A 16,972-nucleotide genomic window follows, 5' to 3' on the forward strand; every position below is an offset into this window, starting at 1 on the left:
CTGCTGCCTCAAACCCTGCTGCCCTTAGCCCTGGGGGATACGGGCGGCAAGGCTGATATTATCCGCACCTGCCAGCCGGCAGCCATCCATGACCGCGATGACCATCCCGGCATTGCTGCTCTTGTCGGAGACGATAATAACCCCGCCCTCGGGATTTTCCGCCAGGGCGCGCTCCACATTGGCCCTCACCGCCCGGACATCGATCTCCCGATGTTCCATGAAGATCCGGTTTTCCCGGTCAATACCGATCATGATGGGGCTCTTGGCCTGGGCGTGGGCCGTGGAGGCGGTGGGCCGGCTGACCTCGACCCCGGTTTCCTTGACAAAACTGGTGTTGACCAGAAAAAAGATCAGCAGGATAAAGACCATGTCGATCAGGGGGGCGATATTCAACTCAACACCCTGTTTCCGCCTGCGCCGGGCTGCACTTATGTTGAGCATGATGGTTCTCCTTGGTCAGCGGCCTTAAGCGCTCTTCTCAGGTAGAGGCCGGCCGTGGCAACCCGCTGCTGGAGATTGTCCGCCCGGCGGCTGAGAAAATTTTTCATGTATAAACCAGGGACCGCCACCAAGAGGCCGGTCTGGGTGGTGATCAGGGCCTCGGAGATGCCCCCGGCCATGGCCTTGGAGTTACCTGTACCAAAGAGGGCCAGGACATCGAAGGTGGATATCATCCCGGTGACCGTCCCCAGGAGGCCGAACAGGGGGGCAATGGCGGCCAGGACCCCGATGGTGGCCAGGTGATCGTTGAGTCGATGATTGATCCCCAGGACGACTTCGTCCAGGATGAAACGGTCCAACTCGACCTCTCCGCTCCGCTGGCGGAGAAAGCGGCTGACCAGCAGGGAGACCACCCCCTTGTATTGGCGGGGATCGGGCCGTTCACCGGCCAGGAGGTGTTCCCGGGCGACCTGATGGCTCATGTTCCTGCGATAGAGCCGCCCCAGAAAGAGGCTGCGCTCGATGATCAGCAGCCACATCACCAGGCTGAGCAGGAGCAGCGGCCCCATCAGCGGCCCGCCCTGGCAGAAATACTTTTCCAGGAGCAGGTACTGCTGCCGGATCAGCTCACTCATCCGCCCAGCCGGCTCTTGTGGATGATATTGACCAGGGACACGCCCTTTTCCTCCAGATGCCCGATTTCCTCTTCAACGGCCCGGCTGAGCAGGGTCTGGGCAAGCATCAGCGGAATGGCGACGCCTAGGCCAAGCATGGTGGTCACCAGGGCCTCGGAGATGCCCCCGGACATCAGCCGCGGATCACTGGTACCGTGGAGGGTGATGATCTGAAAGGTATCGATCATCCCGGTGACTGTGCCCAGCAGGCCCAGCAGCGGTGCGATGGCGGCCAGGATGCCCAGGGTGGAGAGGAAGCGCTCCATGGGAGGAATCTCCCGGAGGATGCTCTCCTGGAGCACATTTTCCATCTCCTCACGTTGCATCTGCCGGCTCTCGAGCCCAGCCAGGATCACCCGCACCACCGGTTTGTGGAGAGAGGGAGTGCACAGCTCCACAGCTGCCTGCCAGTTGCCCTCCAGCACGGCCGCTTGGATCTCTGTCATCAGGCGGCTGGCGTTGCAGCGTCTCCGGAGGAGAAAGAGCACCCGTTCCAGGATGATGAACAGCCCGGCAAGCAAGATCGCCAGGATCGGCCAGACGATGGGTCCCCCCTGCCGGACCTGCTCCCAGAGATTCAACTGGTGGCTGAGCTGCTGCAGCCCTGCACCCCGGCCGATATCCATGACCACGGCCTCACTCTTCCCCTCCAGGTAGTCCCGGAGCTGTCGCTGCATCCGAGCCGGCGGCAGTTTGGAGAGGGCATAGAGCTTGTTGCCCCTGGCGGAATAGCGGAGAAAACCCAGCTCATCTGCTCCCAGATAGGCGGCGGTAAAGGGCCCCAGGGCCAGGACCTCGGCCTGGGTGGAGAGACCGTTACGGTCAATGATGGTGGTGGAGCTCCGGCTCACCTGGCCGCTCTGCTCCACCTGGGTAAAGAGAGTTTCTGCCAGCTCACGGATATCCTCCATCCCGGGAAAGACCCCGGGATCTGCCAGGATCGGCGGAGGACTTGCAGCAAGGCCCTGAATGGCGGTTTGGAGGTTGCTGTGCACCAGGGCGTCGACATCCTTGGCATTGACCCGGATGACGCCGACCAGTTCCTTGATCACCTGCTCGCGCTCTTTAAGCTCGCGGCTCAGGGCCTCTTCCTCCCGGGAGAGACGGATATGGATCGACTCCAGGGCGGCCACCTCCTGCTTGAGGCGGTCTTTGAGCCCCTGAAGACGCCCGAGTTCCCCCTCCAGGCGGCTGCGGTCGGCCAGGATCCGGGCCCTGCTCTCGGCAGCGACCTGCCTGGCCTCTGCCCGTTCCCGGGCAGCGCTCTTGATCAGCGCCTCACGCGCCTCTCTGGCCTGGACCTGTAAGGCCCGCATCTCCTCGGCAGCGGCTCCCGGCCCCCAGCCAGGTAATAAGAGGAGCAGGAGGAAGAGTGAGATCAGCCGACACCGCCAACCATTGAACCCTACCCTGCTCTTCATGGCTGCACCATTCTCCCCAACGGCATGGTCAACAGCTCCACCGGTCGTTGTTTGGCCGCAATGGCGACGGCGGTTTCCAGATCGCGGAGATATCCCTTGTCCAGGGGACTCCAGGCATCCGTGGCTACATTGAAGAAGCCGCATGCGCTCCGATCCAGGGTGAGGTAAAAGAGGCCTAGGCGTCCCAGGCGAAAAATATCCACCAGCAGCGGCCTCCCGCCTATGGGCAGGGTCTGCTGATAGGTCTCCAGGCTCAGGCCGAACTCCGCCTCTATCAGCAGGGCCTCCATGGCCTTGCGGTACCGTTCACTGAGGCTGATGGCCGGATCCTGGAGGGTGGTCTCCAGGCGCGAAAAGCGCTGCTCCCGTTCTTCCAGCAAAAAGGGCAGCCCCTGGCCTGGCAGGCTCAGCAGCCGAGCCAGGAGCTGCTCGAGAAAGGGGTCCATCTCCGCCTGGATCTGGGCGATGTCCCGGAGTTGTTGGTTCTTCTGTTCAAGCCGGGCCTCGACGGCCGCAACTTGAGAGGAGAGCTCCCCCTCTACCCTCCGCAGCTGTCCCACCTCCTGCTGCAGCCCTTCCAGCTGGGCAAGCAGCCGGGCCTGGAGGCGGCGCCACTGTTCCTCCTCCTCCTGGGTCTGCTGCCTGGCAGCAATGGCCTCTGCCACGGGTTGTTCAATCCGCTCGCTCACCTCATCTGGTCCGGCTGCCGTGGCTGCCAGGGCTGCCGTTGTCATCAGCAGGCAGGCTGCGGGCAGGGCCCACCATTTCCGGTTCATTCGTGCTCGTCCTCCAGGCCTGGGCAAAACCCCCTTTTTTTTGCTCTCTTCTCTGCTCAAGGCCTGCCACCCTAGTAATAATGCATCAGGCTGAGGGACCTCTTCAGCCTGTCCATGAAGAAGTCAACACACTCCGGACGAAAGGCCAGGCCCTTATAGTAGGTCGCCCCTTCATAGAGCAGGGTTGGACAGTCCACCGTAAAGCCCTGCTCTTCCAAGAGCAGGCGCCAGCTCTCTTCCTCTCCCAGCAGATCGTCCTCAACATGGACCCCTGCAAGCAACATCATGGGAATAATCCGCACCCTCTTCTCCGTACCGGCCCGGCAACAGCTCTTGATCTGCCGAATCACCCCCCGGTGCTCAGGGATCCCTTCGATGGAGGCGACCCGGACGTTGGCATAGCCTGCCGTGACCAGCTGCTCGATCCCGAGGTAGATGATATTGGCAGGATCCGCTGCCAGGGGGGTTCCGTGGAGGGCGAGCAGGTTGAGCCCCTCTTCCTGGCCCAGGAAATCCTGGGCAACAACCCCCAGGACCTGATGGATAAAATCCCAGCGATGACAGAGGGTTTCCCCGACAATCACCCTCAACCCAGGAAAATAATTACAGGTTTCAACAAGTTGTTGATACTCGGTCCCTGGAAAGATATGGAGGGGCTGGACAATGACCTTACGATAACCGGCAGCCTCCACCTGGGCCAGGGTCTCCTGCAGGCTGGGCAACTGTTCCTTCTTCCGGATAATCTCTGAGCTGTATGCCCAAAACAGCTCCTGCCCGGGAAACTCCTGTTCAAGCCGCTGCCGAATCAGTTGGATCCCCCTGCTGCCCTGGCTGGAACTGCCGAATGCGGTGATCACAATGGCTGGTTCTTCCTGGAGCCGGGGAAGTCGCATCTTACGACCGATATATCCCTGTTGATACATGACACTCACCTGACGCTGATGGTCGTTTTAAGTAGACTCCGGGCGCCCCTCGGGCGAAGCCGGGCTGGCAAAAAAAAACCCTCCATGCACGAATATGCATGAAGGGCTGCACCCTGTTTCCTTAACCCTTATGGTATGGTCCGAGTTCGCTGTCAGCTCGCAGCGTGGCTCGAATTTGAATTCAGGCAGGTCTTCTGGCTTCCCCCTGGGTTCAACCGCCTTCCCGCTCTGCGCTCGGCAAAAAGCAGTGGCCTCAATGGCTGAAACACGCCCTCTCCCGAGGGGTGTGGGGTTACAGCGGCGGGACCGCTCCCGAATTGCACGGGATTCCCTTTTTTTCTCCACCTCTGTGGAACCTGAACAGGCCATGAGTTATTCGATAACGCCCGACAGGTCAAGAAAATAATCCCCTAAAGCGGAGATAAGGACTTACAAGCTGTTGCGCTCGCCTCCAAGATCACTGCCCCCAAGGGTACGCCACCGGCTCTCTTTGCCCGGCGGGATGGGGCTCAGCCTGGCCGGGCTCAGGCCGATTCCCCATCTCCCAGCTGGAGGGAACCGTTAAAGTCCTTTTCCTGGAAGCCGAAGTTGATGATGCAGTTGCGGCCGATGCCGGCCTGATCAGGGATCCGGGCCTCCTTGCCGATCAGGGTGATCCCGGTGTAGAGGTGGTCCGGGTAATCCCGATTGGCGATGGTCATGTTGTCGCTGTTGCCCACCACCGCACCGTCGCCGATGTAGACCCGCTTGTCGCAGATGGCATGATCCACCCGGGCATCCTGGCCGATGATCACGTCGTCGAAGATCACCGAGTTGCTGACCACCGCACCCTTCTTGACGATCACCCCGGGAGAGAGCACCGAGTTCTCCACCCTGCCCTCGATCACACAGCCGGCGGCGACCAGGGAGGAGCGGACCGAACTGGCGGCGGTGAAACGGCTGCCGGCACGATCCATGGGCCGGTCGCCATACTCGGGATTGGGCTGGATCTCCCACTCCTCGGGCGAGAGTTCGCTATCCTCCCGGATCAGGTCCATATTGGTCTCCCAGTAGGACTGGATCGTGCCCACATCCCGCCAGTAGCCGTAAAAGGGATAGGCAAAGACCCTGTTCTCCTCGATGGCCCTGGGGATGATGTGCATCCCGAAATCATTCTCCTGCTTATCCCGGGCCAGGGTCTCCAAGAGGTACCTGGTGTCAAAGATATAGATCCCCATGGAGGCCAGGTTGGTCTTGGGCTCCTTGGGTTTTTCCTCCCAGTCGATGATCCGGTTCTCCTTGTCCACGATGCCGGCGCCGAACTGGTGGATCTGGCTCTTGGGCACCACCATCATGCCGATGGTGATATCCGCCTGCTTGTGCTGGTGGTAGGAGAGCATGGCGTCAAAATCCATCCGGTAGATATGGTCCCCGGAGAGGATCACCACCTGATCGGCCGGATTGTTCTGGATAAAGTCGATGTTCTGGCGGATGGCATCGGCGGTACCCTGGTACCAGTCCGAGTCCTTTTCCCCGGTGCGCGGCGGCAGGATCTTGACCCCGCGGGTACGGCCGGTGAAGTCCCAGGCCTCGCCCCCGCCGATATGGGCCATCAGGGAGAGGGGTTTGTACTGGGTGAGGACCCCGACCTTGCGCAGGCCCGAGTTCATCACATTGGAGAGGCTGAAGTCGATGATCCGGTAGAGACCGCCAAAGGGGACCGCAGGTTTGGCCCGATGGCCCACCAGCAGATTGAGGCGGCTGCCGATCCCACCGGCCAGCAGCAGTACCAGGGCGTCAGCGTTTGTTTTCATTTCAGTTCCTCCCCATCACGGATGGCCCGTTCGGGCCAGCGGTTATCTGCGATCCTGGGGGCCACGGTACAGCCGGAGCCGATCTGGAAGCCGTCTGGAATGGTGTTGTTCCAGCCGACCACACTGACCCCCTCCCGGGCATGCCGATCAGGGCTGCCCACCTGGACGTTGCGGCCATAGGTGGTGTTGACATCACTGACCACCCGGTTGAGGTGGGCCCCCTGGCGGACGATATTATCAAAAAAGAGAATAGACGAGTTGACCTCGGCCCCCTGCTCTATCCGGGCTCCTGGAAAGAGGATGGAGTTGCGAACCACCCCCTCCACCACGCAGCCGTTGTAGGCGATGGAATTCTCCAGCAGCCCGTTGGCGCCGATCTTCACGGCCTGACGACCGGCGATGTTGCGGTGATCCAGGTTGGTCCGGATCCCCCAGGCCTCCATATCGATCTTGGCCTCTTCACCGAGCAGATCCATGGAGGTCTGCCAGTACTCATCAATGGTCCGGGTATAGCCCCAGTAGCCATCAAACTTATAGCCAAGCACCTTGCAGTTGCGTGCCATCATCATGGGAATGATGTCCCGACCAAACTCATAGGACTCGTTCTGCTGATTCTCCCTGAGCATCTCATAGAGGACCTCCGGTCGAAAGCAGTAGACCGTCAAGGAGGCCCAGTTGCTCTTGGGCGCGGCCGGTTTCTCCTCATAGGAGAGTAAACGCCCCCCCCGCAAGTTGTCATCACTGATCTCGGCCACCCCGAAGCGGGAGGCGGATTCCTGGGGGACCTGGATAAAGGCGGCGGTCAGGTCGGCATCATGCTCGTTATGGTAGCGGATCATCTTACGGTAATCCATCTGGTAGATGTGATCACCGGAGAGGATCAGGAGGTTGGAGGGATCGTGGTACTTGATGAAATCCAGATTCTGGTAGACGGCATCGGCGGAACCCCGATACCAGTGGGGACTCTGGTAATCCTTGAAGGGCGGCAGGATGGAGATGCCGCGATTGCGGCCGATCATATCCCAGGCAGCGCCGGTACCGATATGGTTGATCAGGGAATAGGAGCGGTACTGACTGAGGATAGCGATGCGCTCAATCCCTGAGTGGAGCAGGTTGGACAGGGGAAAGTCGATCACACGGGCAAAGCCCCCAAAGGGGACCGCCGATTTAGGGCGATAGTGGGTAAGAACCCCCAGTTCATCGACCCGGCCTCCGGCCAGGATCATGGCCAGGATGGAACTTTTAAACATGTGCACACCATAGGGAGAGAGTATCGGATACTCCCCGGCTGTCCGCAGCAGACAACCAGAGAAAACAGGAGCGCCTACCTCGATACATCCTATTGCATAATCATTAACTTACGCAAGCACTATCATCCTAAAGCAGACGATCTTCTCCCCCAAGCCTCCTCCCAGGGCGGCAGGCTACTTGACGTAGCGGGTGATGATCCGGATCAGGGTATTGGTGGTAAACTCCTGATTTTCACGCATTGGCAGGTTTTTGATGGGAACCTCGGCCCTGGCAGCCTCCTTGTGTCCACCGGCAGGACCGTATTCGCCAAAGGTCTTCTGGGCCAACTTGCCGGCATTTTTACGATAACCGTCACAACGGAAAATCACCACCAGCTTCTCGCCATGGACACCGGAGACGATCACCCAGTCGAACTTGTCCACATGATTAAAAAAATCAGCTATGATCACCAGGATATCCGGGGTGCCCACCCGGCCCAGGTGCACATAGGCCCGGCCCTTGCGGCTCTTGACCTCGTTGAGGGCTATGCGGAAGTACTTGAGTTCCGAGCGGCGCAGTTCGGTGAGTTCAAACTTCCTGACCAGGTTCAGGTTGGCGATATTAAAGAGGTAGCGAAAGGAGGTACCATCGCCGGTCTGCATATTCTTTTTCTGAAAGTTCTGGGTGTCCACCTTGATCCCGTAAAACAGGGCCGTGGCCAGGGCCACCGATGGCTTGATATTCGCTGCCCGCAGGTACTCAACCATCATCGAGGCCACGGCCCCGTATTCCGGCCGGATATCGATGAATTGGGCGTCCCATCCCTTGGTAACGGGGTGATGGTCGATGACCGCATCGAACTGAATCTTTTCAAAGCAGGTGTGGTGGGTCGGCTGGGAGTCCACCAGGATGCGCTTGGAGTACTCCTTGACCGGCAGGGTGTGCATCCGTTCGATGGGGATCTTCAGGCGATCCACCATGGTGATGTTGTTGAGCCGACGGATCTCGTTGGGATAGCCGATGGCCACACTCTGCACCCGGTAACTGAGCAGACGTTTGACCGCCATGGCCGAGGCAATGGCATCGGGATCGGCGCTGATCAGGATGAGGACCTCATCATCGCGTTCAAAGATGTCCCAAAAACCATTGAGCCGGGTTGAGGCAGAGTTCCTGCTGGCGCTTTGGGTGACGGTATCTGCTATCTTTTCCAGTCGTTTAAGCATAGTCTACGATGGCAAAAAAAAACCACTACAGTCCTTAAGCAATGGAGCGCAGTGGCATCAACAATCAGCAGCAACAGTGGTATCCTCTGGAGGAATAAGCGTAGCTCCAGAAGAGAGAGCGCCCGGCAGGGTCTTTTCTGTTAACAACTGATCCATGGTACATCTTCCTTTTCTTCCCGACAAAAACGGGTTCAAAAAGGAACACTATACCACAGAGTTTTCAAAAATAGCAAGCATTGCCTCAGCCCGACCCTCCCCTGCCCCCTTCCCAGACTCAGAGCTTGGTACCCAGCCCCTGCCCTCCCGGGATCATCTCCCGGCAGGAGTGCCCCAACAATCGCTTTTGCTTTTAGAACAGGCATGGTAAAGAATATCCTGGCTGGAGGTGGTCTGTCGGCGGCTGATGAGGCAGGCCGACGCTGTCGCGCCCGACGATCCCCCAGCCTGCGAAGACGACAAGCCCGACAATCAGCCTGCATACCAGCACCTCTACCCCGCAAAGGCCAGTGATTCTCCTCTACCGCTATATTTTTTTCCAGTTTCTCCGCAACATCTTCATGTTGATGGCAGGCTTTATTGCCATCTACCTGCTGATCGATTTCTTTGAGAAGATCGACAACTTTCTGGAAAAGGGCAAATCCATGGCCCTGGTGTTCCACTTCTTCCTGCTCAACATCCCCTTTATCGTCGAGCAGATGGGGCCGGTCTGTATCCTCCTGGCCGGGGTGGTCACCCTGGGGATCCTCAACCACAGCAACGAACTGATCGCCCTCAAGGCCGGCGGCATCCCCTTAAAAAAGATCACCTACCCCATCCTGGGCGGTGGCCTCCTCTTTACCCTGCTCTTCCTGGCCATGTCCCAGTTTGTCCTGCCCAAGACCGTGGCCGAGACCAACCGCATCTGGCACAAGGAGGTCAAGGGACGGATCCCCCTGGGGATCTACCGCAGCGGCCGCTACTACTACCGGGGTCAGGAGGGATTCTACTCCTTTGCCCGCCCCTCGCCCAGCAGCGATAATTTCCTGTTCTTTTCCTACACCTCCTGGGACGAGGAGTATCAGCTGACCACCAATATCGCGGCCAGGGAGGCCCGCTGGGCCGACGGGACCTGGACCCTGCACAAGGGCCAGATCCAACAGGCCCGGGGCAAGAGTGACTTCTCCACCGAACTCTTCACCAGCCGGGAGTTTGGCTTTGCCGAACGACCGGAGAACTTCTTTGTGCCCGAGTACCAGTCCCTGGAACTCTCGCTGCTGGATCTCTACAAGGAGACCAGGCACCAGAACTCACCGGATGAGACCAACATGGCCTGGGCCAACTTCTATGGCCGGATCTCCTATACCCTGCTGGGGTTGCCCCTGCTCTTTCTGGGGCTGCCCCTGTTGTTGATCGTCTATCGCAAGTGGGGAAAGGACCTCTCCCTGGCCGTGCCGGTCAGCTGCGGCATGGCCTTTGCCTGCTGGGGCATCTGGGGCACCCTCCAGTCCCTGGCCAAGGCCAGCTATCTCAGCCCCATGATCGCCGCCCTCAGTGTCCATCTGTTGATGATGCTCCTGGGTTTTTCGCTGCTGGTCAGGGAAGAGGGCTAGGCAGGCCGATCATGGATCAGGGCACGGTCTTTTCCTCCTCCAGCCAGGGGGCTGATCCCGGGCTGAGCAGGCTCCTCGATGCGGCCGGCCTGCCCGAGCGGATCGGTGGCCAGGATGTGATCCTGATCAAGCCCAACCTGGTGGAGGCCCTGCCGCCGCCGATCACCACCCCGGTGGAGCTGGTGGCCGCCCTGGTCCGCTACCTCCGTAAACGGAGCGCTGCCGAGATCATCATCGCCGAGGGCACGGCCGCCCTCCATTACGAGACCGACCACTGTTTTGCCCAGCTGGGCTACACCAGGCTGGCCGCCGAACTCCGGGTCCCCCTGCTGGACCTCAACCAAGAGCCCTCCGTCGCCCTCTCCTCAGAACGCTGCCTGCGCTGGCCCAGGATGCAGCTGCCCCGGATAGCCCTGGAGAGCTTCCTGCTCTCGGTACCGGTTCTCAAGGCCCATACCCTGGCCCGGGTGACCCTGACCATGAAGAACATGATGGGTCTGCCCCCCCCTGACCATTACCAACAGGGCGGCGGCTGGAAAAAGTCCGCCTTCCACGGGGAGATTCATGCCGCCATCGCCGACCTCAACCGCTATCGCAGCCCGGACTTCACCCTCCTGGATGCCAGCACGGGCATGGCCGAGGCCCACCTCTGGGGCCGCCATTGTCAGCCGCCGGTGGGACGGCTGGTCGCCTCGGCAGACCCGGTGGCCACGGACGCCTACGGGGCCGAACTGCTGGGCAAGGACTGGCAGGAGATCGACCATATCCGGATGGTCCACCGGGAACTTGGGCAGGCAAGCCCGCTCAGACTGGTTGAGGTGGACTCGTCACGATGCACCCCAAACAAAAACAACGCTACAGGATAAAAAGTATCATGCCCTCCATCACCTTGAATAACAACAGGCAGCTCCATTACCAGGACCAGGGACAGGGCTTTCCCGTCGTCTTTGGCCACAGCTATCTCTGGGACCACAGGATGTGGGCGCCCCAGGTCGCGGCACTTAAAAAATCCTTTCGCTGTATAGTGCCGGACCTTTGGGGACACGGCTGCTCCGATCCACTGGAGGAGGATGAGGAGATCAGCATCGAAAGACTGGCAGACGATTATCTGGAATTTACCGAAAAGCTGGAACTGAAACAGTATGCCCTGGTCGGCCTCTCGGTTGGCGGGATGTGGGGGATCCAGCTGGCGCTGAAACAGCCCAAGGCCGTCAGGGCCCTTGTGGTCATGGACTCCTTTGTGGGAGCAGAGCCCGAGGAGAGCAGGCAGCACTACTTCGGCATGCTGGAGATGATCGCCCAACTGGGCAGCGTGCCCCCGCCGCTCGCCGAGCAGATTGCGCCCATCTTCTTTTCACCGCTCACCATGGCCGAGCGTCCGGCAATGGTCGCAGCGTTTCGCGAGACCCTGCTTGCCATCCCTCCTGCAAACATCCCCACCATCGTCGCAATGGGCCGGGGAATCTTTGCCAGGAATGACCTTATGGCGCGCCTCTGCCAACTTCAGGTCCCGACCCTCTTCATGGCCGGAAAGGATGATCTGCCGCGCCCTCCCCACGAGGCGGAACAGATGGCTGCCGCCACCCCGGGTTCGCTGTTAGAACTGATCGCCGATGCCGGCCATGTTGCCAACCTCGAGCAGCCCGAGATCGTCAGCCAGGAGATTGCCGCCTTTCTCGACAGAACGCTCTGACGGACTCGGCCCGGCCTGTTCACGGTTTCAAGAGAGCCAGGGGGCAGACCTGCTCCCAGGCTGCCGGCCCCCTCTTTTCCCTGACTGCCAGCCAAACTCAGCCAGCCTCAAGGGCAGTTCCAGAGAAGATGCCAGAGAGCGGCTGGATGATCCCGGAGAAAGAATCTCGGCTACCGTCCCTGCTCAGGCAGCAGGAGTCGCCCGCTGGCCATCGCCTGCAGGTACAAGCTGCTCCAGGGTACGGATCGCCTCGGCAACAACATCCTCCACCCTGCCCTGTTCCCGAATCTGCTGCCGCCCCTCGGCGGTGGAGGGATCAAGGCCCCCGGTCAAATCCCTGCAGCAGACCGATCCGTTTCTCCTGGTAAAAAGCTCCACAAAGGATCCAACATATTCAGAACTGAGCGCCCGTACAGCGCGCTCTGCTCCGCTCGCAGGACCGTGTTGCAGGCCGATAACCATGATTGAGGCCGTCACTGCTCCACAGGTAGCCCCCATGCCCATGCCGCCACCAAAGCCGCTGGCGATCTTGACCGCCAGCTTCTGCTCGAGCCCCAACTGCGGACCATAGGTCAGCAGCACAGACTCGGAACAGGAGCAGCCCGCCTTGAGATGTTCAATCGCTGTGCTGATTTTTTGCTGTATATCTTCCGAGTCTTGTCTCTTTGGGTTCATGGAGCCTCCTGGGTGTGGCCATAGATCTGAAAAAACTCTATCCTGGAGACAGAGTAAAAAATTCGCACCAGGCTGTATTGTACGAATACGACCCTGGCTCTCAGATTTACCGGGAAATCTGCACATACCCTCAGCTACCGGCCCTGGGCCCTGCCCAAAAACTCCCCAGGGCTGCTCCCTGTAGAGGCCTTGAAAGCATGGCAACAATGGGCCTGATCAAAAAAACCAGCTGCCACGGCCATGGAGGCGAGATCCTTTTCCCCCGCCTGAATCCGGCGCAACACCTGCTTGATCCTGATTAATCGACAAAGCTGCTTGGGCGGGATGCCGATACGCTTTGTGAATGTTCGCTCCAGCTGACGGCTGCTCAGCTGCAGGCATTCAGCGACTCTCCCCACCAGAATGTTCCCCTGGGAGGCGCGGATAAGAGCCACCGCCCGTTCAAGATGGCGGCTGTGCGCTCTGAAGGCAGCGATCCTTTGCACAAAAAAGGTCTCAAAGCCTTGAATAAGGCCTGCTGGGCCAGGTGCGGCGGCGTGAATCCTCTTTGCCAGCCCCAGGCCATTGAGTTCCCAGACCTCTTCCATTTCGACACAGAGATTGGAGAGATCGACAGGAGGCATGGAAAAGAAGGGATAGAGGCCCTCCGGGGTAAAGCTCACCCCAAACAGGCATAAGGAGCCTGTAGCCGTGACCTGAAGGTGTTGACCAAGGGACCCTACCAGAAAATCGCCCTCCATACGGACCGATCTGGAATCGTCGACAGTGCAGAGCACAGGATCACCAAGATTGAAGACCAGTGCCAGCCCCCCATCCAGAGAGACAGGGGAGACCATCTCTGGATGATTAACGCCCGCAGCGCTGAGCAGCCAGTAACAGTGAATATAATCGCTGAAGGGTGAACCCGGAGAAAATGTCCTCATCTGGCTTTGCCTGATCCCATGGCTTGATAATTGCCCCCCCCCCAAAAAAAACAACTGCGACAGGGGGAGTGGCAACGCTCCTGTACTCTACATGTACTCTAATTAAAGGGAGGTTGAAACGTTTGAACGGTCCACATCAGCCGGCCAAGACCTCCTTAAGGGCCCGACCAATCGTCTCCATGGTATATGGCTTGTTGATAAAACCACTGGCCCCGAGTCGAATGGTGGCCTTTACCTCATCATGTTCAGAGAAGCCGCTGGCAATGATGACCTTCTGCCCGGGATCCAGGGTAAGAATCTGCTCATAGGTCTGCCGGCCGTTAATGCCTGGTGCCATCAACATATCGAGAAGCACCAAATCAACGTTGCCTTGATCAAGATAGTCAAGCGCCTCCTCACCAGACCTCACTGTATCAACCGTATAGTTGAGCGACTCAAGCATCTTGGCTGCGACTTCCCGCTGAAGCTGCTCGTCATCGACAACCAGAATCTGCTCTCTCTTTCCTTTGAGACTTTCCAGCTTGACACCTTCACTCCTGGCTGCCAGCCCTTCTCTGCTTGCAGGGAAGAAGAGTTCCATGGTGGTTCCGCTCTCCCCGGAATCCACCACAATGGCGCCGTGGTGATCGTGCACGGTATTCCAGACGATGTAGAGCCCCAGTCCGGTGCCACTTCTTCCCATCATCTTTCTGGTATAAAAGGGTTCAAAGATACGTTCTCTATCCTCCTCAGAGATACCTAGGCCTGTATCTGATACCCTGACCACCACATACTCCCCTTTTTCCAGATACTGATCTTCGACAAGGGGGTACTCCAGATATCGGTTTTGGGTAGCAATCTCAACAGCCCCCTCACCTTGGACAGCCTCCACCGCATTGGTCACTAAATTCATAATACATTTTACCACATGGACCGGGGAGCAGCAGAGGTTGAGCAGGTCAGGATCAAGTTGTACCGTGCATCGTACCCTCTGGTGTAAATCCTTGAGGGTATCGTATTCCGGTGAGCCCAGATACTGCTCGATCAGGCTATTCAGATTGGCCACTTCCCTGCCCGCAGCAACTCCCCGGGCAACGGTCAACAGGTCTGCCACGATTGCAGATGCGCGTATGCCGGACTCCTGAATGACCTCGACGGAATGGCGCAATCGACTCTTCTCCGGGAGTTGCATCAGGAGCAGTTCCGGGTAGCTGACCAGGCCGGAGAGGATATTGTTCAAATCATGGGCCACCCCACCGGCCAGGTGACCAATCGCCTCCATCTTACTTGCCTGTTGAAGGCGAATCGCCATGTTCTCCCGCTCCGTGATGTCACGGGCAATCCCCAGCACCCCGATCAAGACGCCATCATCTCCATACATCGGCGTCTTAATGGCTTCCAGCAACTCCCTGTGACCGTCATCGGCGTAGACCACCTCTTCTTCGTTGACAACAGACCTGCCTGCAGCTACAGCGTTTCTGTCATGTTTACGGAAAAAATCCGCCAACTCCTTCCCCACAAAGTCATAATCTGTTTTACCTATAATTTCAGACTCTTTGGCACCAAAAAAACGTTCAAATCTCGGGTTGCAGCCCAGGTAGATCCCATCCGGATCCTTGAGCCAGATAAGGTCCGGCAGGGTGTTGATCAGGGTCCGCAGATGGGCTTCACTCTTGCGAAGATCCTCTGTCTTGCCCTGCACGGTCCTCCGCAGCTGGGCATTCCAGAACAAAATGAGGGCAAACAGGGCCAACAGACCTCCGAAAACGAGCAGTAACTGGAGACGATACTGCACGTACCAGGGAACCGGCAGTTCATAGATGGTGCCGGTCCATTTACGCGCTATGGTGGAAAAGACTCCCCGCTCACGGGCCAGGTCAATGCCTTTATTGAGGATTGATTGCAGCTCAACAGCCCCCTGCTTGAGCCCCAGAGAGTTCTGGCCGGTGTAAAGCGGTGCTCCCACCGATTTGATCCGTTTGGTCAGCTTGTTACTGAACAGGTGATACAAGACGATCTGCTCGTCTCCGATAACAGCATCTGCTTCGCCTGCCACCACCAGGTTCACAGCCTCGGCAAAGGTGGCGGTGGACACCAGTTCATAGTCAATCTGTTTGGATTTCAGGAATTCAGCGGCATAATCGCCATGCTGCATGGCAACCCGCTTACCCTGCAGATCTGGGAGATGGGTGATATCGGGTCGAGCACGGTCAACAAAGATAAGGGCCGGCACCTCCCAGGTCATCTGGGAAAAATCAAAGCTCAGGTCACGCTCCTCACTGAAAAAAAGACTGGTGATAACATCGGCCTCGCCAGCCAAAACGGCCCGCTGAGCAGCTTTAAAGGGCATGTCACGAAATCTTGCCTTCATTCCAAACTCAGTGGCAATCCAGCGGACAAGCTCCAAGCACATCCCTGCCCGGCTCTGGTCATTATCCACAAATTCAAAGGGAGGATAGAGGCTCTGGCTGACGAAGACGACTTCGCCCTTGCTCTCAAGCCATGATTGCTCCTCAACACTGAGCTCTTGCCCCCAGGTGTTGCAGGAGCAGACAAGGGCAAGCAGCTGCAGCAGCGAAAACCATCCTCTGGGAGATCGGCTTGTTCCCTTTTTCCTGCAATATCCCATCTAACGCATCCCTCAATAAAAATGAAAACATACTCTCTGATCAGTCCCCCAGCCTCTGGTTTGCTTCAGAGCCGGGCCGCCTTCCCTCCACCGGACCTGCACTCCAAAAACCGACCAGATCAACATAAAAAAATGGATATGAAGATGATCGCCAAGCAAGAAAATGAACAGCGATTCAGACTAGCCAGCCACAGGTAACTGATTTATCCCAAAAAGTAAACAAATAGGAAGGTCGGACCACTCAGCCAAGTTGCCCAACAAGCCGCTCGCCAGGAGTTGACGATTGCTCCAGGAGAAGTCCGCGGCCAAAAATATTGCCGGTGGTGCACTCTGGCAGAAATCAACATATCGACACCTTAAATAGCCCCGGATTGCGGCCTGCTCGGGAATGACAGCCAAGAAATGAGATTTTTCGATCAAGGTCAAGGCGCGCGATACATTTTACCACAGTCATATATCTGATATTCCGAGGATAAAACCTTGAGTGCAACGCCGTGATTGGAAGAAAATGCAATTTTTCAAGGTGGCCTGAAGAGAGGGAAGAGCCCTCGCTGCCCAGACATTGGCAGATCCTGAGAGTCCCATATTGTTCCATCATCCCTGCCCCACGGTCGGGTTTTTCCGACTTTTTAACTTGACATAATGAGGCCATACGGCTTTTTTGTACCCCCTGGTTTTCTTAAAAGAGCATGGGGGATCCACGAAAAGCAGATGATCTTTTTTCCGGAAAATGTTACTGCCCGCATCGTACAGATTGCAGGGTAGAAAAAAGTCCCATGGTCAACGATCCTTTTCCAGGGCCTACAGGCAAGACAGCTGCCGATGCCTGGTGAAAAACAGGCACACTGGTCAAGTGTTATCCCGGAAAAAGATTGAACGATAATCAACCATTGCACAGTGGCCTTCTCCAGCCTCTCTGTACCATCAGCCAAAAGCTCACCAGACATTCCAGACATTCCAGACATTCCTTAAGGGGTTACGGGAACTCCGTCGTCGCCGTATA

14 protein-coding genes and 1 riboswitch are annotated in these 16,972 nt (G+C 58.1%); of the genes, 3 read left to right on the forward strand and 11 right to left on the reverse strand.

Features of this window, described 5'->3' with window-relative positions:
• Positions 1-24 precede the first annotated feature (24 nt).
• The 8 genes from G494_RS0106610 to G494_RS0106645 all read right to left on the reverse strand — a co-directional run bounded on the left by G494_RS0106610 (position 25) and on the right by G494_RS0106645 (position 8,481).
• Positions 25-441 (reverse strand): ExbD/TolR family protein, encoded by a 417-nt coding sequence (locus G494_RS0106610; RefSeq protein ID WP_028583899.1) that lies wholly within the window; start codon positions 439-441, stop codon positions 25-27.
• Positions 429-1,076, reverse strand: a complete 648-nt coding sequence (locus G494_RS0106615) for a MotA/TolQ/ExbB proton channel family protein (RefSeq protein WP_051305460.1) — start codon at positions 1,074-1,076, stop codon at positions 429-431. Before G494_RS0106615 ends, G494_RS0106610 begins: the two co-directional genes overlap by 13 nt.
• Positions 1,073-2,536, reverse strand: coding sequence for a MotA/TolQ/ExbB proton channel family protein (locus G494_RS22270; protein ID WP_051305461.1), 1,464 nt, complete (start codon positions 2,534-2,536; stop codon positions 1,073-1,075). The genes G494_RS0106615 and G494_RS22270 overlap by 4 nt, the downstream gene beginning before the upstream one ends.
• The gene (locus G494_RS0106625) at positions 2,533-3,312 is read right to left on the reverse strand and encodes a DUF3450 domain-containing protein (RefSeq protein WP_028583901.1); all 780 of its coding nucleotides are present in this window, start codon (positions 3,310-3,312) and stop codon (positions 2,533-2,535) included. The genes G494_RS22270 and G494_RS0106625 overlap by 4 nt, the downstream gene beginning before the upstream one ends.
• Positions 3,313-3,383: 71 nt before the next feature.
• Positions 3,384-4,235, reverse strand: a complete 852-nt coding sequence (locus G494_RS0106630; protein ID WP_028583902.1) for a sirohydrochlorin cobaltochelatase — start codon at positions 4,233-4,235, stop codon at positions 3,384-3,386.
• A 167-nt stretch (positions 4,236-4,402) separates the two neighbouring features.
• Positions 4,403-4,610, reverse strand: a riboswitch (cobalamin riboswitch).
• Between the two features lie 149 nt (positions 4,611-4,759).
• Complete coding sequence (locus G494_RS0106635; RefSeq protein ID WP_028583903.1) at positions 4,760-6,028, reverse strand: glucose-1-phosphate adenylyltransferase family protein; 1,269 nt, start codon at positions 6,026-6,028, stop codon at positions 4,760-4,762.
• Positions 6,025-7,278, reverse strand: coding sequence for a glucose-1-phosphate adenylyltransferase family protein (locus G494_RS0106640; protein ID WP_028583904.1), 1,254 nt, complete (start codon positions 7,276-7,278; stop codon positions 6,025-6,027). Before G494_RS0106640 ends, G494_RS0106635 begins: the two co-directional genes overlap by 4 nt.
• Positions 7,279-7,452: 174 nt before the next feature.
• A complete protein-coding gene (locus G494_RS0106645; RefSeq protein WP_028583905.1) occupies positions 7,453-8,481 on the reverse strand; it encodes a DHH family phosphoesterase in 1,029 nt (342 codons plus the stop codon).
• Between the two features lie 506 nt (positions 8,482-8,987).
• Between G494_RS0106645 and G494_RS0106650 the strand changes: the two genes are divergently transcribed.
• The 3 genes from G494_RS0106650 to G494_RS0106660 are packed head-to-tail and all read left to right on the forward strand — an operon-like array spanning position 8,988 to position 11,763.
• A complete protein-coding gene (locus G494_RS0106650) occupies positions 8,988-10,070 on the forward strand; it encodes an LptF/LptG family permease (RefSeq protein ID WP_028583906.1) in 1,083 nt (360 codons plus the stop codon).
• Between the two features lie 11 nt (positions 10,071-10,081).
• Positions 10,082-10,936 carry a DUF362 domain-containing protein gene (locus tag G494_RS22275; RefSeq protein WP_051305462.1) on the forward strand — a complete coding sequence of 285 codons (855 nt, stop codon included), beginning with the start codon at positions 10,082-10,084 and terminating at the stop codon, positions 10,934-10,936.
• Positions 10,903-11,763, forward strand: coding sequence for an alpha/beta fold hydrolase (locus tag G494_RS0106660; RefSeq protein ID WP_084456502.1), 861 nt, complete (start codon positions 10,903-10,905; stop codon positions 11,761-11,763). The genes G494_RS22275 and G494_RS0106660 overlap by 34 nt, the downstream gene beginning before the upstream one ends.
• A gap of 183 nt (positions 11,764-11,946) precedes the next feature.
• Here the strand turns inward: G494_RS0106660 and G494_RS22280 are convergent, their stop codons facing one another.
• The 3 genes from G494_RS22280 to G494_RS0106675 form a co-directional block, all read right to left on the reverse strand.
• Positions 11,947-12,438: a C-GCAxxG-C-C family protein gene (locus tag G494_RS22280; protein WP_051305463.1), complete on the reverse strand. Its 492-nt coding sequence runs from the start codon at positions 12,436-12,438 to the stop codon at positions 11,947-11,949.
• A 134-nt stretch (positions 12,439-12,572) separates the two neighbouring features.
• A complete protein-coding gene (locus G494_RS0106670) occupies positions 12,573-13,361 on the reverse strand; it encodes a helix-turn-helix domain-containing protein (RefSeq protein ID WP_084456505.1) in 789 nt (262 codons plus the stop codon).
• Positions 13,362-13,497: 136 nt separating this feature from the next.
• Positions 13,498-15,969: a response regulator gene (locus G494_RS0106675; RefSeq protein WP_028583909.1), complete on the reverse strand. Its 2,472-nt coding sequence runs from the start codon at positions 15,967-15,969 to the stop codon at positions 13,498-13,500.
• Positions 15,970-16,972 lie beyond the last annotated feature (1,003 nt).

It is taken from the genome of Desulfogranum mediterraneum DSM 13871, from assembly GCF_000429965.1.
GTDB lineage: Bacteria > Desulfobacterota > Desulfobulbia > Desulfobulbales > Desulfobulbaceae > Desulfogranum > Desulfogranum mediterraneum.